Genomic DNA, 17,538 nt, shown 5'->3' with positions numbered 1-17,538 from the left:
GAAACTCAGGCCCGGTTTTTTCATGTCGGTGCGCTGGCAGCGTCTGCCGGGGTTGCCAGCGCGTCGGCGGGGCGATTGCACTATTGCAGCACGTTGTACTGCTCCCGCATTACCACGATGATCGAGCGTGCCGCTGCCATGCGATGGGACAGGTCGTCGAAGGTATCCTCGCGAAAATCAACCTCAGCGCTCCAGTTGCAACCCGTATGGTCCGGCTGGTGCACGCGCATCGCGTGAAGTTCCGCCTCGCCGCATTCAGGGTTGTTGTCCAGGCACTGGCTCAGGATAGCCATCAATTCCGACCGGGTCTTCGCATAGCGCCTCATGAGTCACCTCTTTGGTTCGCCGCGGGATTCGCGCTGGTTCGTGGTCCGGCCCACAGTCCGGACAATTAATCTATGCAGCGGGCGGGGCAGTCGCCAATTGAATCCGCCTATGGAGCGCCGGCTTCCGATCCTGGCATCTATCCCGCAGCGCAGCAATCGCCGCCGTCCTGGCCATCCGCTGCGCTAGAACGCGATCCCCATCGACACCACCACCACCTGCGCCGACGAAGCAGGATTGAACCAGTACACGCCCGCGGTGACCCGCTTGAACGTCACCTGCGCAAACGGACCGCGTTGAATGTCGCGATCCGACTGATAGGCGCGCGTCCGCTGCACCGCCAGGCCGAGCCGGAGCCAGTCCGCCGGCCGATAGGCGAGTTCGCTCCACGCGTAGACGTAGCTCGATTCGCGCTCGCGCTGGTCATGCACGTATTCGATCTCGATGTAGTAATCGAACTTCCGCCAGGCAAGACTGGCCTCCAGGCCGCCGATCGGGCCTCGGACGTCGCCGCCGACCCAGCCCACGATCGGCGTAGCGGAGTAGGTGAGGGCTTCGCCGCCGGCGAACGTCCACCCGACGAAGGCCGACATTGCGCGTCGCGCCTCGTAGTTGACCCGCGTCTCCAGACGCAGCGCGCCAACATTCGCGCCGACGATGCCGGTCACATACTGCTCGCCATGACGCGGTATGTTCCAGTAGGCCGTGGCGGCGAGGCTTTTCTCCGGGCCGCCGGCTTCCTTCTCGTTTTCCCCCGCTTCGGCATGCGCGTCCTGGCAGGCCATGGCGATTGCCATTGCCATGCCGACGCCGCCGACGCCGCCGACTATCGCCCGGCATCGGGGGCCCATGTCAGCCACCCAGTGCGATGACCGCCATGGTCAGCGCCAGACCCAACGCCAGCATGCCGATGCCAGCGCGTATGGCGCCAAAGCCTGCATAGTGCCCGAGCGCCATGCCACCCACGAACAGCATGATCATCGAGAGCGCGCGTGAGATCAGCAGCGCAAGCGGCACGTGGTCGATCAGAACGAATGGCAGTGCCACCGGGAACGTCGACAGCACGACGATGAAGAAAATGCGCACCGCGCCAAGCCAGTCGGCGGCGTCGAGGGCGGGGCGCGACGGCAGGGTGGTCGCGCCGGCCAGCCGGGTGCGGATGGCTTCGAGTTCGGCGTCGTCGACCAGCGTCCTCATCACCGGCGGCAGCGTGTCGCGGATGATCCGCACGGCTTCCGCGGGATCGGCGGCGTGCTGCACCGCCAGCGCCAGCTTGATCCGCTGGCCGCGGTTGGCCAGCGTCCGCACGAGGAACATGACCGCGTCGACGAGCCCCCAGGCAAGGTTGCAGCCCAAGGCCGCGCGTAGCATCAGGTGCCCTGCGTCTGGACCGACCGAAGTGGAGACGGCGCCCACAAACGTCAGGGCCATGAACAGTCCAAACAACATCTCTGACACGCGATCGACGACATCGAGCACGGGCTCGCGTGTTTCCGCTGCGTTCTCGATGGCGATCTGATTCGGATTCATGAGGCGTCGTTCCTCGCAAAGTGCCGCCAGCCTGACCTATTTATAGGCGGATTTTTGCAAGGATTCGCTTGGCCGAAAGGCCCGATCGCGCCAATCGCCGCTGGTAGCCGGAATGAGGACGCGATGGGGCGTGCATCATGATGCACCGTCCGTGTGCGGCCCAAAAAAAATGCCGTCCAGCACCTGGCTGGACGGCATCGCCGCCGAAACGGCCTCTTACTGACCGGTGACCCGGATCAGAACTTGTGGCGCATGCCCACGCCAAAGGTATCGCCGTGCTCGAGGCCGGTGATCTTGTCGTAGAAATACGCTGCGTACACGTCGGTGCGCTTCGACAGGTTGTAGTCGTAGGCCACCGCGAACGTGTTGCGCTTGAAGCTGGCCACTTCGTTCAGCGTCTTCACGTAGCCGTACGACGCCAGCACGTTACCCGCGCCCACCGGCACCGAGACGCCGGCCTGGCCGTCCATGTGCTTGATGTCGCCGTTGACGTTGGCGTTGACGTCGCTCTTGATGTACTGGCCCTGCGCGAACACCTTCACGACCTTGAAGTCGTACGACAGGCCGACCTGCACGGCGTTCTGCTTGTCGAAGCCCTGGATGTACGGGCTGTTGGGGCTGCCGGTGGAGCCGGTCAGGTCGCCCGGCGTGCTGTCGAACTTGACCTGCTGGTAGGCCACCGTCGCGGCGAAGTTGCCGGCGAAGTACGTCAGGTTGGCGCCGAACTTGTTCTTGCTGTTGTTGCCGGCCGACTCACCCAGGCTGTAGATGAAGTTGGCGGTCAGGCCGCCGAACGTCGGCGTGGAGTAGACGATCGAGTTGTTCCAGCCCGAATCGCCGATGATGCCCGGATCGTACAGCCGGCCGTTGTTGACCGTGAAGTACGTGTGGAAGATCTGCGGCGAGAACACATACGAGTCGACGAGCGGGTTGAACAGGATCGTCGAGACGAAGTACGGCGTGGTGTTGCGGCCGAGCTTGACCGAGCCGTAGGTGTTGTTCTGCAGGCCGACGTAGGCATTGCGGCTGAACATCGAGTCGCCGTTGAAGCGGCCCATCGAACCGGTGTCGGTGCGGAAGAAGCCGTTCAGGTCGAAGATGGCCTTGGTACCCATGCCCAGGTCCTCGACACCCTTGATCCCCCAGTACGACGTCTGCATGCCGCCCGAATTGGCCACAAAGGCCCGGTCGCCGTTGCCCGGGCTCTTGACGCCACCGACGAACATGTCGGCCTGGCCGTACAGCGTGACGCTGGACTGGGCCATGGCCGCGCCGGAAAAGAGCATGGCGGCGACGGCCGCCAGCTTGATCGCCGGCTTGGACGCCGGCTTGTAGTTGTACTGCTTCTGCATGGTAAAGACCTCCGTGGTTGTGATGCCTGCTCAGAACGTTTCTTGTGTGTGCCGGAACCCTTCTGGGTCTCTCTGGTGTGCCGAACGTTGCTGCCTATCTTTCTCTCTCTCTTCTCCAGTTGCCGCGCGATGGGTGACGCGGCGACTAAGTCGCGGATACTAAGTCGTTCAGCCGGAACTGCGCAATGCGATGAATCTGATTGATGCAACTTTGCAACTCCACCTCGGGCGGGTTTTCGAGGCGGCTTGCAAAAGCGTCGATGATGCCGTGGCGGTCATAGCCGCGAACGGCCAGGATGAACGGGAAGCCGAATTTCTGGTTGTAGGCGGCGTTGAGCGCCTGCAGTCGTTCGAACTCCTCGGCCGTGCATTGGTCGAGTCCCGCGCCGGCCTGCTCGCGCGTGGATTCCGCAGTCAGCTCGCCGCGCACCGCGGCCTTGCCGGCCAGCTCCGGGTGGGCGCGCACCAGCTTGAGTTGGGCGGCCTCGCCCGCGGCATCGACGGCACCGCGCAGCGCAGCGGCCAGCGCGGCGGCATCGGCGAACGGGCGCTGCCGTGCGGCCGTCTCGGCGAACCAGGGCGAATGCTCGTAGATGCCGCCTAGTACTTCGACGAATTCGACCTCGGGCATCGTGTTGAGTTGGGCGAGGGTGTAGGTCGTGCTCATGCCTGGCTCCCGTGCGGATGGGTCTCGATCCAGTGTCGGGCGATGTCCACGCGCCGGCAGATCCATACCTTGTCGTGCGCTTGCACGTAGTCGAGGAAGCGCTGCAGCGCGCGGAAGCGCCCCGGGCGGCCGAGCAGCCGGCAGTGCATGCCGATCGACAGCATCTTGGGACGGTCCTGGCCCTGGGGGTCGCCCTCGGTATAGAGCACGTCGAACGCGTCCTTCAGGTACTGGAAGAACTGGTCGCCCGTGTTGAAGCCCTGCGGCGTGGCGAAGCGCATGTCGTTCGAGTCGAGCGTGTACGGCACCACCAGATGCGGCTTCTTCTTGCCGCCGGTGACTTCCACCTCGGTCCAGAAGGGCAGGTCGTCGCCGTAGTAGTCGGCGTCGTACAGCAGGCCGCCGTGCTCGACCACCAGCCGGCGCGTGTTGGGGCTGTCCCGGCCTGTGTACCAGCCGAGCGGCATTTCGCCAGTCAATTCCTTGATGATTTCCATCCCGATGCGCATGTGCTCGCGCTCGGTGGCTTCGTCGATGTTCTGGTAGTGAATCCAGCGCCAGCCGTGGCAGGCGATCTCGTGGCCCAGCTCGACGAACGCGCGCGTCAGCTCAGGATGGCGCTGGAGCGCCATCGACACGCCGAAGATCGTCAGCGGCAGCTTGCGCTGCTCGAACTCGCGCAGGATGCGCCAGACCCCGGCGCGCGAGCCGTACTCATACACGCCTTCCATGCTCATGTGCCGCTCGGGATAGGCCGCGGCACCGATGATCTCGGACAGGAACTGCTCGGAGCCGGCGTCGCCGTGCAGCACGTTGTTCTCGCCGCCTTCCTCGTAATTGAGCACGAACTGCAGCGCGATGCGCGCGCCGCCCGGCCAGCGGGCGTGCGGCGGGTGGGCGCCGTAGCCGATGAGATCGCGTGGATAGTTATCGTGTGTCATCTCTTATATGTCTGCTTCAGGAGAAATCTGCTGCTCGCATGAGCGAAGGTTTCGATTGTTGTCATCGCCCCTGGCTGAAGCGACTTCACTTACGCAAAGCGCGTGCCAGAGGCGTCTCATGCGAGTCCGGCGTTGTTGACATGTTTTAGCGATGGTTGCGTGCCAAATACCGTCAAGAACTGTCGGACAAAAATGTTGAATACGATTGTTGGATCAGGATTGTCGGGCTCACTCCGTGCCGTGGGAGTTGGCCGCCGCGTTGCGCATGGCCTCGTCGGCGGACTGCATGCCGTTGAAGAACAGGTTCAGCACGACCGCGACGATGGTGCCCAGCACGATGCCGCTGTGCGTGAACGGATCGGTCCACTTGGGCAGGTACTGGAACAGCGTGGGCGAGAGCGTCGGGATCATGCCGAAGCCGATGGAGATCGCCACGATGAACAGGTTGTGCCGGTTGCGCGTGAAGTCGCAGCTACCCAGGATGCGGATGCCCGATGCGGCCACCATGCCGAACATCACGATGCCGGCGCCGCCGAGCACGAACTGGGGCACCGACGCCACGATGTGCGCCATCTTCGGGAACAGGCCGAACGCGATCAGGATCACGCCGCCGGCCGCCGCCACGTAGCGCGAGCGCACGCCGGTCACGGTGACCAGGCCTACGTTCTGCGAGAACGAGGTGTACGGGAAGGTGTTGAAGATGCCGCCGATCACGGTGCCCAGGCCGTCGGCGCGCAGGCCGGCGGTCAGGTCGTTGCGGCTCAGCTTGCGGCCGGTGATGTCGGAGAGGGCCAGGAACATGCCGGTGGACTCCACCAGCGTGATCAGCATCACGATGCACATCGACAGGATGGCCGTGATCTCGAACGTCGGCATGCCAAAGTGGAACGGCGTGATGACGGCCACGAAGCTGGCGTCGCCCAGGCCCTCGAACGAGACCTTGCCGAACGCGGCCGCCACCACCGTGCCGATCACGATGCCGAGCAGCACCGCGCAGTTGGCGATCAGCCCCCGGCCATAGCGCGAGAGCAGCAGGATCACCAGCAGCACCAGGCCGGCGATGGCCAGGTTGCCGAGGTCGCCGTAGGCGAGGTTGGGCACGTCCTTGACCACGCCGTCGATCACGCTGCGCGTGGTCGGCTGCCCGCCGCCGGCCCAGTTGATGCCCACCCGCATCAGCGACACCCCGATCAGCGTGATCACCGTGCCGGTCACCACGGGCGGAAACAGCCCGAGCATGCGCCCCATCATCGGCGCAATCAGCACGCCGAACACCCCGGAGGCGATCACCGCGCCGTAGATGCCGAGCAGGCCCACGTTGGGGTCGTTGCCGATGGCGATCATCGGCGCCACCGAGGCAAACGTCACGCCCATCATCACGGGCATGCGGATACCGAACTTCCAGAAGCCGATGGCCTGGATCAGCGTGGCGAGCCCGGCCGCGAACAGGTCGGCATTGATCAGGAACGCCAGCTGGTCCTTGGGCAGCTTGAGCGCCCCGCCGACGATGAGGGGCACGGCAACGGTGCCGGCGTACATCACCAGCACGTGTTGCAGGCCCAGCGCCAGCAGGCGCCCGGAGGGCAGCCGCTCGTTGGTGAGGTCCGTGGGGACCGTGGTGCTTGCGGAAGTCATGGGTGTGTCTCCTCTCCTTTGGTTTTGATGGGAACGCGCGCCGGGGTCCATGGCCTCTTGTTGTTATGAGGGTCTCGCGCCGTGCCTCTGGCGGGCGTTGGGGGCGTCGAGATTTGTGGGCCTGGCATCGGCAACAGGGGTGTGCTGTTGTCCGGCGGCGGGAACATCGCGCTAGGTGGAGCGGCCCAGCACGCTGCGAAGATCGAAATTGCCGGGTTCGTCCGGCTGCACGCGGTCCGCGCAGGCGCCAAGGTGGTGCGCCATGCGTGACTGGGCGAGGGCGGCGTCGCCCTGTTCCAGTGCGTCGAGAATGTCGTCGTGTTCGTCGAACGAGCACGCGTTGTGGCCGGGGGCCTCCACGCTGGCGATCATCAGCGTGGTGCGCGAGACCAGCCGGCGCATCATCGTCACCAGCAGGGCATTGCCGGACAGCTCGGCCAGCGCGGTGTGGAATTCAGCCGAGAGCCGGATCCAGCGCGGGCGCTCATGCGTCAGGAAGGCCTGCCGTTCGGACTCCACCATCTTGCGCAGCGGGGCGATCACGGTGCGGACGTTGGGCAGGCTGGCGAGCTTCTCCAGCACGGCGCGCTCGAGCATCTGGCGCAGCTCGAACATGTCGTGCGCCTCGTCGGTGGACGGGCTGGCGATGAACGCGCCCCGGTTCGGTTCGAGGTCGACCATGCCGTCCGCGGCCAGCCGGGAGAGCACCTTGCGCACGGTGTGGCGCGCGGTGGCATAGATCTCGCAAAGCGAATGCTCGGTCAGCTTGGTGCGGGGCGGCAGCCGGTGCTCCATGATCGCGTCGTAGATCTCGTGGTACATGCGCTCCTCCACGGAGCCCTTGCGGGCTGGCTTGTTGTCGGAGGGGGTGGACTGGGCTTCGGCCACGGCGGCAATCAGTTTGAGATTCTTGGACATCCAGGGCACTCGCAAGGGAGACAGAGGGGATGATCGGGAGGCGCAACGATCCTGGCGAGTGGGTATCAAGCCGACATCAGGCGTCTTGATACTGGTCATGTCATCGCGTGGATCTAAAAATTGTTGACAATTATTTGGATATGCAAGCACTATTGTCAACAAAACCTGAGAAGGTTTTCGACAAGTACGGGAAATCCCCGAGTTGTCATCCGGGTTGGGCGGGCGCATTGTCGCCACGCACCAATCCAGCGCCGGGATGCGTTAAATGACGTACCGAGCGGGCATCATTCCCACAAATGGTGCTAGTGAAGGCAGCGGCGCCCCTCACAACCCACACCCGCAAAGGAAGAACAGGATGGGACGCTTGACCACTCACGTTCTCGACACGGCCGCCGGCACGCCCGGCAAGGCGATGTCGGTCACCCTTCATAAAATTGTCGACAATCGCCGCGAGACGCTCAAGCGCCTCGTGACCAACCACGATGGCCGTTGCGACCAGCCGCTGCTGGAAGGCGATGCGCTCGTGGCAGGCGTGTACGAACTCGAGTTCGGCGCCGGCGACTATTTCCGTGCCCAGGGCGTGCAGTTGCCCGAACCGGCATTCCTCGACGTGGTGACGCTGCGCTTTGGCATTGCCGACACCGCTGCGCACTACCACGTGCCCCTGCTGGTGTCGCCGTGGTCGTACTCGACCTACCGCGGCAGCTGAGTACCAGGCGGACGGGAAAAGGAGACAAGTCATGGAAGGTTACATTCTCGACTGGGCCAACATGCTGTTGCGCTGGGTGCACGTCATCACGGCCATCGCGTGGATCGGTTCCTCGTTCTATTTCGTCTGGCTCGACAACAGCCTGACGCCCCCCGGCGATCCGGCCCTGAAGGAGAAGGGCGTCGGCGGCGAACTTTGGGCCGTGCATGGCGGCGGGTTCTACAACCCGCAGAAGTACATGACCGCGCCCAAGTCGCTGCCCGAGAACCTGCATTGGTTCTATTGGGAGTCCTACTCCACGTGGATGACCGGCTTCGGCCTGCTGGTGGTGCTGTACCTGTTCAACGCCAGCACCTACCTGATCGACAAGAACGTGTTCGACATGTCGCCCGGCGCGGCGGTCGGCTTCGCGGTCTCGTACCTGATCATCGGCTGGGTGGTCTACGACTCGATCTGCCGGCTGTTCGGCAAGAGCGACCGCCTGGTGGGCATCCTGGTGGCGGTGTTCGTGGGCGTGGCGGCGTATGCGGCCTGCCACATCTTTTCGGGCCGCGCGGCGTTCCTGCTGACCGGCGCGATGATCGCCACGATCATGAGCGGCAACGTGCTGATCTGGATCATCCCGGGCCAGCGCAAGGTCGTGGCGGCGCTGAAGGCCGGCCAGCCGGTGGACCCGATCCACGGCAAGCGCGGCAAGCAGCGTAGCGTGCACAACACCTACTTCACGCTGCCGGTGCTGTTCGCGATGCTGTCGAACCACTACAGCATGACGTACGCGCACAAGCAGAACTGGCTGGTGCTGATCCTGATCATGCTGGCCGGCGTGCTGATCCGCCAGTTCTTCATCCTGAAGCACAAGGGCAAGATCAACGTGGCGTGGCCGGCTGCCGGCGTGGCGCTGCTGGGTGTGGTGGCGGTGATGATTGCGCCGCAGCCGCGTCCGCAAGTGGCCAGCAACGCCGCGGGCGACGCCGCCAACGCGGTGAGCTTCGCCAAGGTGCAGGAAATCGTGAACGCCCGCTGCGTGCAGTGCCACGCGGAGGCGCCCAAGATGATGCCGACTGCCGCCAAGGGCATCAAGCTCGATACCGTCGACGAAATCAAGGCGCATGCGCAGCTGATCTACCAGCAGGCGGTGCAGCAGAAGGCCATGCCGCTGGGCAACGTCACGCAGATCACGGAAGACGAGCGCGCGCTGCTGGGCCAGTGGTTCGAGGGCGGCGCGAAGACCACCAACTGAATTTGACCGGGCATCGGTGATCGACGGTCCGGGGCTGTGCAGTCCCGGCGGCCGGCAGTACCGGACCGGCGAGGGTTTGAACGGGGCGCAAGCCCCGTTTTTTTATAGCGCGACGACTCTGGCTTGTCTCAGTGGCCGCCGACGTTGAACAGCGCCAGCAAGCCGAGCACAAGGAAGATCACCGCGGCGATCTTGTGCACGAGGGCGATCGGCATCCGGTTGGCGAAACGGTCGCCGAGCAGCACGGCGGGCGCGTTGGCCAGCATCATGCCGAACGTGGTGCCTGCCACGACGGCCAGCACTTCGCCATGGAAGCGTGCTGCCAGGGCCACAGTGGCGATCTGCGTCTTGTCGCCCATTTCGGCGAAGAAGAAGGCGACGATCGTGGTGCCGAGGATGCTCAGGGCACCGTTGGCCGGCTTGGCTTCCTCTGCCTCGTCGAGCTTGTCCGGAATCAGCATCCAGCCGGCCATGGCGATAAAGCCGAGGCCGAGGATCCAGCGCAGCAGGTTGGCGCCGAGCACCTGCGTGATCCAGCCGCCGAGCGCGCCGGCGAAGCCATGGTTGACGAGGGTGGCGATCAGGATGCCGGCGATGATCGGCAGGGGTTTGCGATAGCGTGCGGCCAGCACGAGCGACAGCAATTGCGTCTTGTCGCCCACTTCTGCGAGCGCGACGATACCTGTGGAGACGAGGAACGATTCCATTCTTATAGGATTGATACCGGGCCGCACACGCATCGCGAGATGCCAATGACGCACACCTTTCCCGGCCCGGCCAGAAAGGTATGGTCATCGGTCTCGCCAGGCGTTGGACATAGGAGTCAGGCACGAAGCCCGCTCGGGTCCTGCGCTGCGTACGCCATAACCGTTGATGCTGGACACCACGGTCAAGTCTGTTGACGTACGCCCCTGTCTGCCGTGTGCCGCATTGCGCGGCGCGGTGAGACGAGGGCGGCTACTCCCCAATGGAAGTCGTAATTGTACTAAAAGGCGGCGGACACTGTCCACCGCCTTTGGCATGGCTGTTGGGAAATGCGGGTCAGGTCAGACCGGCACGGGCGAGTTGTCGCTGGTCTGGCGGCCGCGGAAGTCGGTCCAGCACAGGGCCTTGAAGTCGTACAGCTTGCAGCGGCGCGCCGTGCGGAAGTACCAGCGCCACGAGAAGTTCTCGATGATGATGCGGCCCGGCAGCGCATGCTCCAGCAGGGCCTGGGCGCGCTTGAGCCGGTACAGCGGCACGCTCATGTCCACGTGGTGCGCGGTGTGCTCCATGATGTGGTGGAGCGCGGCGCCGATGCCGAAGCGGAAGCGCAGGTGCACGGTGGTCGAGACGAACGGCTGGGCCTTGGCCCACATCGGCTTGGTGTCGTACCACGCCACGCTCGTGTGCGTGTGGTGGACATACAGCACGAAGCCCACGGTCAGGTTCCAGATCAGGAAGGGCAGCACGAAGCCGGCGCCGACCAGCCCCAGGACCGACTGGTCCGTGGCCACGGCCAGCCAGGCCAGCGCACCGATCCAGATGGCGCCGAAGGTGGCCACCAGCGTGCAGTCCCACATGAAGATCGCGCGGCGCGTGGCCATCTGGCGCTTGCTCGGGAAGAACAGCTTGAACCACCAGATCTCGATCAGGTAATAGAGTCCGGCGCCGAAGCCATTGCGGTAGACCCGCTCCATCACCCGGCGCCAGCGCGGCAGCGCGCGGAATTCCTCGAGCGAGTAGGGCGCCCAGACGAAGTCGAAGCCCTTGAGGTTGGTGTACCCATGGTGGACCACGTTGTGGCCGACTTCCCACAGGCTGTAGGGCGTGAGCGACGGCAGGAACGTCAGCCGGCCGAGCCATTTGTTCAGGCCACGGCGGTCCGTCAGGCTCTGGTGGCAGGCATCGTGGCCGATGATGAACAGCCGGGCGATCACCAGACCCAGCAGCACGCCGAGGCCGAGCTTGGCCCACCACTGCGGCGCCAGGACCACGCCGGCCAGCACCGCGGCGAAGATCGCGTAGTCGAGCGCGAACAGCGTCAGCGCGCGTGCCACGCTGCGCTCGCCGAGCGGAATCAGCCAGCCACGGATGGTCTTGCGGTTAGGGAAGGGGGCCTCGAAGGCGATGGGTTCCGGCAGGGGAACGCCGGCGAGCTTGCGGGGCGGGTGGGCAGGGTGGGAAGCCGGCTCAGCAGTCTGGGCCGGCGATACATCCAGAGATCGGGCAGTCATGTCAGTCTTTTTGGGTCTGTCTTGGCGCACCCGATAGCCGGGGGCGGGCAATCCGACAGCCTAGAAGGCTTTGATGACGGTTGTGTTGATGCTGGTCAAGGCGGACGGGCGACAACACGTATTTGCCTGCCGTCCGTCGCCCAAAAGCGATCAACCCGCCAGTTCCCGCGTGGCTTCGCCCATGATGTAGACGTTGTCCACTACGCGGTCGTCGCCGAGCATGGCGAAGGCGAACAACTGCTCTTCGAGCGTCTCGGAGCGGCTGCTGCGGCGGGCGATCAGCGGCGTGGCCTCGGGGTCCAGCACCAGGAAATCGGCCTCGCAGCCCACGGAGAAGCTGCCGATGCGGTCCGCCCAGCCCAGCGCCTCGGCCGCGCCGCGCGTGGCCAGGTAGAACATGCGCAGGGCGGTCAGGTGGTAGCCGCCCATGCGCGCCACCTTGTGTGCCGCGTTCATGGTGCGGAACATCGAGAACGAGGTGCCGCCACCCACGTCGGTGGCCAGTGTCACGTTCAGGCGGTGGGCATCGGACTGGTGGAAGTCATAGAAGCCGCTGCCCAGGAACAGGTTCGAGGTGGGGCAGTGCGCCACGGCGGCGCCGCTGTCGGCCAGCCGGCGGCGGTCGTCCTGGTCGAGGTAGATCGCGTGGCCGTAGAACGCGCCGGGGCGCAACAGGCTGTAGCGGTCGTACACGTCCAGGTAGCTGCGGGCGTCGGGGAACAGCTCGGCCACCCATTTCACCTCGTCGCGGTTCTCGGCCACGTGGGTCTGGATGAAGGCGTCCGGATGCGCGCGCGCCAGTTCGCCGCAGGCGGCCAGTTGCGCCTCGGTGGAGGTCGGCGCGAAGCGCGGCGTGATCGCGTAGGCGAGCCGGCCCTTGTTGTGCCACTTCGAGATCAGGTCGGCGGAGTCCCGCGCGCCGCTCTCGGCCGTGTCGCGCAGGAATTCGGGGCAGTTGCGGTCCATCATCACCTTGCCCGTGATCATGCGCAGGTTGCGGTCCTGGCTCGCGGCGAACAGGGCGTCGGCGGAGGTGGCGTGCACCGTGCTCCAGACCATCGCCGTGGTGGTGCCGTTGCGCAGCAGTTCGTCGGCGAAGAACTCGGCCACGGCCCGCGCGTAGGCGGGCTCGCTGAAGCGGCGTTCCTCGGGGAAGGTGTAGGTGTCGAGCCAGTGCAGCAGGCCCGGCGACGGCGACGCGATGATGTCGGTCTGCGGATAGTGCACGTGCGTGTCGATGAACCCCGGCACGAGCAGCTTGCCGCGATGGTCGACCACCTCGGCACCGGCCGGGATGTCGCGCGCCAGGTCCTCGTACAGCCCCACGGCGGCGATGCGGCCGTCCGTGACGAGCATCAGGCCATCTTCCCAATATTGATACGCCTCCTCATGGAACTGCGGATCGCGCAGGAAGTGGAGGATGCGGCCGCGAATGGCGCGGGTCGTGGCGGGATTGGGGGAAGTGGTGGTCATCTTCTCGTCTCAGGGGCGGCCGGACCTGGGGGTCCGGCGTCTTGTTTATGCGCCCGGTCAGGTCGTGGGAGCCGTCGCGGGCGGGTTCTCGGGCGTGGCGGACCAGAAATGGTCCACCTCGGCCAGGTAGTCGGCCTTCTGCTTGGCGGGCAGGAAGGCCGCTTCGAAGCTGTTGCGGGCCAGCTTGTAGGCGTCGGCGGCGTCCAGCGGCAGCGCGGCGAACGAGGCTTCCCAGTTGGCGTTCATGTAGCCGCCGAAATAGGCTGGATCGTCCGAATGCAGCGTCACGGCCACGCCGGCATCGAGCAGGCGCTTCATCGGATGGTCGCGCAGGTCGGGGTAGACCATCAGCTTCTGGTTCGACAGCGGGCATACCGTCAGCGCGATGCGCTCGCGCGCCAGCCGCTGCACCAGGGCCTCGTCCTCGACGGCGCGCACGCCATGGTCGATCCGCTCCACACCGAGGATGTCGAGCGCATTGATCACGTACTGCGGCGGGCCCTCCTCGCCGGCATGGGCCACGCGATGCAGGCCGAGCGCCTTGGCGCGGGCGAACACGCGCGCGAATTTCTCGGGCGGATGGCCCTTTTCGGACGAATCCAGCCCCACGCCGACAAAGCGGTCGCGGTAGGGCAGGGCCGCCTCGAGCGTCTCCAGCGCGGCGTCTTCGGACAGGTGGCGCAGGAAGCAGAGGATCAGGCTGCTGGAGAAGTCGTACTCGGTGCGGGCCTGCGCCAGTGCGTCGGCAATGCCGTCGATGATCACGCCCATCGGCACGCCGCGTTCGGTATGGGTCTGCGGATCGAAGAAGATCTCGGCATGGCGGACGTTGTCGGCGGCGGCGCGCTTGACGTAGTCCATCGTCATGTCGAAGAAGTCTTCCTCGGTCAGCAGCACGCTGGCGCCGGCGTAGTAGATGTCGAGGAAGGACTGGAGATCGGTGAACGCGTAGGCTGCGCGCAGCGCCTCCACGTCAGGGTAGGCCAGCTTGACCCGGTTGCGCTGGGCCAGCCGGAAGATCAGCTCGGGTTCGAGCGTGCCTTCGATATGCACGTGCAGTTCGGCCTTGGGAGTACGGCGGATGCTGTCCGCGAGCGCGGCATCGATGGTCATGGGGCCTCTTTTATGTCTTGGGCGGCTGCCGGATCGCGGCGGCCGAAGTTACGGATGCATCGCTTCCGCCTGGCTGGCGGCCAGCGCCGCAGCGCGCTGGTCGCGCACCTGAAGCAGCTGGGCGACGATGGCTACCGCAATCATAGCCGGTGCCTTGTCCGTAATGCCGGAGACTCCCATGGGACACGTCATTTCCGGGAAGCGGGCCGGGTCGATCCCGTGCTCCGCCATCCGGTGTTCGAACTTCGCGCGCTTGGTTTTCGAGCCGATCAGGCCGAAGTAGGCGTAGTCCGTGCGGCGGAAGATGCGCTCGCAGAGCGCCTGGTCCAGCGCGTGGCTGTGGGTCATGACCAGGAAATACGCGCCGGGCGGGGCCTGGTCGACCACGGCCTCGGGGGTATCGGAAGCCTCGGCCTCGACGTTCTCGGGCAGCCCGCCCGGGAACAGCGTGTCGCGCTCGTCCACCCAATGCACGCGGCAGGGCAGCGTGGCGAGCACCTTGACCAGCGCATGGCCGACGTGGCCGGCGCCGAACAGCACCACGTGCATGTCGTCGGGCACCAGCGTGTCGATCCATCCCCCGTCGGGGCGCAGGGTCACGGACGGCAGCAGCGCGCGGCTCGGCGCCACGGTGACGGGGCCGGCGGCCGGCACGGTCCGCTCCAGCGCCTTGCCACTGGCGAAGGCGGCCTCCACGGCCTCGAGCCAGCCCAAGTCCTCGGCGCCGAGCACCTCGAACGCCAACTGCACCACGCCGCCGCAGCACTGGCCCAGCGACGGGCCGAGCGGAATCCGCTCGATGCGGCGGGCGGCGGTGCCGGCGCCATGGGCACCCTCGGCGGCCATCATCGACCGGGCGATGTCCATCCCGCGCCATTCAAGGTGCCCGCCGCCGATCGTGCCGACCAGATCGCCGGCCGTGACCAGCATGCGGATGCCGGGCTCGCGCGGCGCGGAGCCCTTGACCTCGACGATGGTGACCATCGTCACAGGCACGCCGGCGCGCACCCAGCGGGCGGCGTCGGCGAAGCGGAAGGGTTTGAGCGGGGCGTCCTGCATGATGATGGCCGCCTCAGGCGCGCGCCGCCTGCACCGCTTCCACGGCATCGAGGATGGCCTCGCTCGTGGCCGGGGCGCGCAGCGGCGGGTTGATGCGATAGTCGCCTACCGCCGCGATGGCGTCGCGGATCGCGAAGAACACCGAGAACGGCAGCAGCAGCGGCGGCTCGCCGACGGCCTTCGAGCGGTGGATGCTGTCCTCCACGTTGCTGTTCTGGAACAGCCGCACGTTGAAGTCCTCCGGGCAGTCGTTGATGGTCGGGATCTTGTAGGTGGACGGCGCGTGCGTCATCAGCTTGCCGTTCGGGTTCCACCACAGCTCCTCGGTGGTCAGCCAGCCCATGCCCTGGATGAATGCGCCCTCCACCTGGCCGATGTCGATGGCCGGGTTCAGGGACTTGCCGGCGTCGTGCAGCGCATCGGCGCGCAGCAGCTTCCATTCGCCAGTCAGCGTATCGACGAGCACTTCCGAGCATGCCGCGCCGTAGGCGTAGTAATAGAACGGCCGGCCCTGCAGGGCCTTCTGGTCCCAGTGCAGCTTGGGCGTCGTGTAGAAGCCATCCGACCAGAGCTGCACGCGGGCCACGTAGGCTTCGCGGGCCAGGTCGCCGAAGGACAGGCGCAGCTCGCCGGCCACCACGAGGTCATCGCCGAAGCGCACCGTGTCGGCGTCCACGCCGGCATTGCGCGCCGCGAAGGCGGCCAGCCGCTCGCGGATCTGGCGCGCGGCGTCCTGCGCGGCCTTGCCGTTCAGGTCGGCCCCGGTGGAGGCGGCCGTCGCCGAGGTGTTGGCCACCTTGCTGGTATCGGTGGCGGTCACGCGCACGCGTTCCAGGCGGATGCCCAGCTCGTGCGCCACCACCATCGCCACCTTGGTGTTCAGGCCCTGGCCCATTTCTGTGCCGCCGTGGTTCACCAGTACCGAGCCATCGTTGTACACGTGCACCAGCGCGCCGGCCTGGTTGAAGTGCGCCACGTTGAACGAGATGCCGAACTTCACCGGCGTGATGGCAATGCCCTTCTTGAGCACCGGGCTCGTCGCGTTGAACGTGCGCGTGGCGGCGCGCCGGGCCTGGTACTCGCTTGATGCCACCAGCTCGTCGATCAGCTCGTGGATCACGTTGTCTTCCACGGTCTGGCCGTACGGCGTGACGTTGCGCTCGCCCTTGCCGTAGAAGTTGGCGCGGCGCACGTCCAGCGAGTCCTTGCCGACGTTGCGGGCGATGTTGTCGAGGATGTATTCCACCGCGAACGCGCCCTGCGGGCCGCCGAAGCCACGGAAGGCGGTGTTGCTCTGCGTGTTGGTCTTGCCGCAGTAGCCGTCGATCTGCACGTTCGGCAGCCAGTAGGCATTGTCGAAGTGGCAGATCGCGCGGGTCATCACGGGGCCGGACAGGTCCGCCGAGAAGCCGGCGCGCGACACCATCTCCACCTGCACGCCCTCGATGCGGCCCGCGTCGTCGTGGCCGACCTCGAAGTCGAACACGAAGTCATGGCGCTTGCCGGTGATCATCATGTCGTCGTCGCGGTCCGGACGCAGCTTCACCGGGCACAGCAGCTTCCAGGCCGCCAGCGCGGCGCAGCAGGCGAACATGGCCGACTGCGATTCCTTGCCGCCGAAACCGCCGCCCATGCGCCGGCACTCCACCAGCACCTGGTGCGCGTGCCAGTTGAGCATATGCGCCACGGCGTGCTGCATTTCGGTGGGGTGTTGCGTCGAGCACCAGACGTGCATGCCGTCGTTCTCGCGCGGCGCGGCGTAGGCGATCTGGCCTTCGAGGTAGAACTGCTCCTGCCCGCCGAGCTGGATCTTGCCGGCATCGCGGTGGGTGGCCCCGTCGATGTGCGCGCGCGGCGCGCCACGGGTCAGGTGCATCGGCGGCAGCACATAGCTGCCGGCGGCGTGGGCGGCCTCGGGCGAGAGCAACGGCGGCAGGTCTTCGTAGTCGATCTCGGCCAGGCGGGCGGCGCGGCGCGCGGCGTCGTGCGACGACGCCACCACCACGAAGATCGGCTGGCCGATGAACTGCACCACGTCGCGCGCCAGGATCGGGTCGTCGTGGATGATCGGGCCGCAGTCGTTCACGCCGGGGATGTCGTCCACGGTCAGCACGGCCACCACGCCGGGCGCGGCGCGCACCTTGTCGAGCGACATGGCGCGCAGCCTGGCATGGGCGCGGGCGCTCATGCCCAGCGCGGCGTGCAGCGTGCCGGCCAGCTCGGGGATGTCGTCGGTATAGGTGGCGGTGCCGGCCACGTGCAGGTGGGCGGATTCGTGCGGGCGCGAGATGCCGACTTGCGGCGAGGCTTCGGCGGCCACGCTGGCGTCGAGCAGGAAGGGTTCGGTCTGCTTGTTCATGG

The 17,538-nt window shown here is 66.1% G+C and carries 16 protein-coding genes and 1 riboswitch; of the genes, 2 read left to right on the top strand and 14 right to left on the bottom strand.

What is annotated here, in order from left to right:
• Positions 1-80 precede the first annotated feature (80 nt).
• From AB4Z27_RS02540 to AB4Z27_RS02505, 8 genes are all read right to left on the bottom strand, one after another.
• Positions 81-326, bottom strand: coding sequence for a hypothetical protein (locus AB4Z27_RS02540; RefSeq protein WP_092292299.1), 246 nt, complete (start codon positions 324-326; stop codon positions 81-83).
• 183 nt (positions 327-509) lie between these two features.
• A complete protein-coding gene (locus AB4Z27_RS02535; RefSeq protein WP_255370738.1) occupies positions 510-1,127 on the bottom strand; it encodes a hypothetical protein in 618 nt (205 codons plus the stop codon).
• Positions 1,128-1,176: 49 nt separating this feature from the next.
• On the bottom strand, positions 1,177-1,854 hold the full coding sequence (locus AB4Z27_RS02530; RefSeq protein ID WP_092292303.1) for a hypothetical protein: 678 nt from the start codon (positions 1,852-1,854) through the stop codon (positions 1,177-1,179).
• A 236-nt stretch (positions 1,855-2,090) separates the two neighbouring features.
• On the bottom strand, positions 2,091-3,206 hold the full coding sequence (locus AB4Z27_RS02525; protein WP_092292305.1) for a porin: 1,116 nt from the start codon (positions 3,204-3,206) through the stop codon (positions 2,091-2,093).
• A gap of 145 nt (positions 3,207-3,351) precedes the next feature.
• Positions 3,352-3,873, bottom strand: coding sequence for a 2-oxo-4-hydroxy-4-carboxy-5-ureidoimidazoline decarboxylase (gene uraD / locus AB4Z27_RS02520; RefSeq protein WP_441591936.1), 522 nt, complete (start codon positions 3,871-3,873; stop codon positions 3,352-3,354).
• Positions 3,870-4,814: an allantoinase PuuE gene (gene puuE, locus AB4Z27_RS02515; protein WP_092292309.1), complete on the bottom strand. Its 945-nt coding sequence runs from the start codon at positions 4,812-4,814 to the stop codon at positions 3,870-3,872. The genes uraD and puuE overlap by 4 nt, the downstream gene beginning before the upstream one ends.
• Before the next feature lie 228 nt (positions 4,815-5,042).
• The gene (locus AB4Z27_RS02510) at positions 5,043-6,449 is read right to left on the bottom strand and encodes a nucleobase:cation symporter-2 family protein (RefSeq protein WP_092292311.1); all 1,407 of its coding nucleotides are present in this window, start codon (positions 6,447-6,449) and stop codon (positions 5,043-5,045) included.
• 171 nt (positions 6,450-6,620) lie between these two features.
• Positions 6,621-7,367, bottom strand: a complete 747-nt coding sequence (locus AB4Z27_RS02505) for a GntR family transcriptional regulator (protein ID WP_441591938.1) — start codon at positions 7,365-7,367, stop codon at positions 6,621-6,623.
• 355 nt (positions 7,368-7,722) lie between these two features.
• On the opposite strand from AB4Z27_RS02505, the gene uraH reads away from it, so the two are divergent.
• Both uraH and AB4Z27_RS02495 read left to right on the top strand, forming a co-directional pair.
• Entirely contained in the window at positions 7,723-8,076 is a 354-nt protein-coding gene (gene uraH, locus AB4Z27_RS02500; RefSeq protein ID WP_092292315.1) for a hydroxyisourate hydrolase, read from the top strand.
• A gap of 31 nt (positions 8,077-8,107) precedes the next feature.
• On the top strand, positions 8,108-9,316 hold the full coding sequence (locus AB4Z27_RS02495; RefSeq protein WP_092292317.1) for a urate hydroxylase PuuD: 1,209 nt from the start codon (positions 8,108-8,110) through the stop codon (positions 9,314-9,316).
• Positions 9,317-9,444: 128 nt separating this feature from the next.
• Here the strand turns inward: AB4Z27_RS02495 and AB4Z27_RS02490 are convergent, their stop codons facing one another.
• The 6 genes from AB4Z27_RS02490 to xdhB all read right to left on the bottom strand — a co-directional run bounded on the left by AB4Z27_RS02490 (position 9,445) and on the right by xdhB (position 17,536).
• A complete protein-coding gene (locus tag AB4Z27_RS02490) occupies positions 9,445-10,023 on the bottom strand; it encodes a TMEM165/GDT1 family protein (protein WP_441643854.1) in 579 nt (192 codons plus the stop codon).
• Between the two features lie 63 nt (positions 10,024-10,086).
• Positions 10,087-10,294: riboswitch (yybP-ykoY riboswitch) on the bottom strand.
• Between the two features lie 68 nt (positions 10,295-10,362).
• A complete protein-coding gene (locus AB4Z27_RS02485; RefSeq protein WP_092292321.1) occupies positions 10,363-11,532 on the bottom strand; it encodes a fatty acid desaturase in 1,170 nt (389 codons plus the stop codon).
• A gap of 150 nt (positions 11,533-11,682) precedes the next feature.
• Entirely contained in the window at positions 11,683-13,005 is a 1,323-nt protein-coding gene (guaD, locus tag AB4Z27_RS02480; protein WP_092292323.1) for a guanine deaminase, read from the bottom strand.
• Positions 13,006-13,062: 57 nt separating this feature from the next.
• Positions 13,063-14,118: an adenosine deaminase gene (locus AB4Z27_RS02475; protein ID WP_441643853.1), complete on the bottom strand. Its 1,056-nt coding sequence runs from the start codon at positions 14,116-14,118 to the stop codon at positions 13,063-13,065.
• A gap of 48 nt (positions 14,119-14,166) precedes the next feature.
• Positions 14,167-15,177: a xanthine dehydrogenase accessory protein XdhC gene (xdhC, locus tag AB4Z27_RS02470; protein WP_441643852.1), complete on the bottom strand. Its 1,011-nt coding sequence runs from the start codon at positions 15,175-15,177 to the stop codon at positions 14,167-14,169.
• A 13-nt stretch (positions 15,178-15,190) separates the two neighbouring features.
• Complete coding sequence (gene xdhB / locus AB4Z27_RS02465) at positions 15,191-17,536, bottom strand: xanthine dehydrogenase molybdopterin binding subunit (protein WP_441643851.1); 2,346 nt, start codon at positions 17,534-17,536, stop codon at positions 15,191-15,193.
• Positions 17,537-17,538 lie beyond the last annotated feature (2 nt).

The sequence above is a fragment of the Cupriavidus sp. KB_39 genome (genome assembly GCF_052114485.1).
GTDB lineage: Bacteria > Pseudomonadota > Gammaproteobacteria > Burkholderiales > Burkholderiaceae > Cupriavidus.
The sequence above is the reverse complement of the archived record's forward strand: the minus strand, read 5'-3'. Positions and strand labels throughout refer to the sequence as shown.

What these genes read in the sequence shown, in the direction of transcription:
- AB4Z27_RS02540 (WP_092292299.1), bottom strand. Translation starts at nt 326, where the DNA reads ATGAGGCGCTATGCGAAGACCCGGTCGGAATTGATGGCTATCCTGAGC.
- AB4Z27_RS02535 (WP_255370738.1), bottom strand. Translation starts at nt 1,127, where the DNA reads ATGGCAATGGCAATCGCCATGGCCTGCCAGGACGCGCATGCCGAAGCG.
- AB4Z27_RS02530 (WP_092292303.1), bottom strand. Translation starts at nt 1,854, where the DNA reads ATGAATCCGAATCAGATCGCCATCGAGAACGCAGCGGAAACACGCGAG.
- AB4Z27_RS02525 (WP_092292305.1), bottom strand. Translation starts at nt 3,206, where the DNA reads ATGCAGAAGCAGTACAACTACAAGCCGGCGTCCAAGCCGGCGATCAAG.
- uraD (WP_441591936.1), bottom strand. Translation starts at nt 3,873, where the DNA reads ATGAGCACGACCTACACCCTCGCCCAACTCAACACGATGCCCGAGGTC.
- puuE (WP_092292309.1), bottom strand. Translation starts at nt 4,814, where the DNA reads ATGACACACGATAACTATCCACGCGATCTCATCGGCTACGGCGCCCAC.
- AB4Z27_RS02510 (WP_092292311.1), bottom strand. Translation starts at nt 6,449, where the DNA reads ATGACTTCCGCAAGCACCACGGTCCCCACGGACCTCACCAACGAGCGG.
- AB4Z27_RS02505 (WP_441591938.1), bottom strand. Translation starts at nt 7,367, where the DNA reads ATGTCCAAGAATCTCAAACTGATTGCCGCCGTGGCCGAAGCCCAGTCC.
- uraH (WP_092292315.1), top strand. Translation starts at nt 7,723, where the DNA reads ATGGGACGCTTGACCACTCACGTTCTCGACACGGCCGCCGGCACGCCC.
- AB4Z27_RS02495 (WP_092292317.1), top strand. Translation starts at nt 8,108, where the DNA reads ATGGAAGGTTACATTCTCGACTGGGCCAACATGCTGTTGCGCTGGGTG.
- AB4Z27_RS02490 (WP_441643854.1), bottom strand. Translation starts at nt 10,023, where the DNA reads ATGGAATCGTTCCTCGTCTCCACAGGTATCGTCGCGCTCGCAGAAGTG.
- AB4Z27_RS02485 (WP_092292321.1), bottom strand. Translation starts at nt 11,532, where the DNA reads ATGACTGCCCGATCTCTGGATGTATCGCCGGCCCAGACTGCTGAGCCG.
- guaD (WP_092292323.1), bottom strand. Translation starts at nt 13,005, where the DNA reads ATGACCACCACTTCCCCCAATCCCGCCACGACCCGCGCCATTCGCGGC.
- AB4Z27_RS02475 (WP_441643853.1), bottom strand. Translation starts at nt 14,118, where the DNA reads ATGACCATCGATGCCGCGCTCGCGGACAGCATCCGCCGTACTCCCAAG.
- xdhC (WP_441643852.1), bottom strand. Translation starts at nt 15,177, where the DNA reads ATGCAGGACGCCCCGCTCAAACCCTTCCGCTTCGCCGACGCCGCCCGC.
- xdhB (WP_441643851.1), bottom strand. Translation starts at nt 17,536, where the DNA reads ATGAACAAGCAGACCGAACCCTTCCTGCTCGACGCCAGCGTGGCCGCC.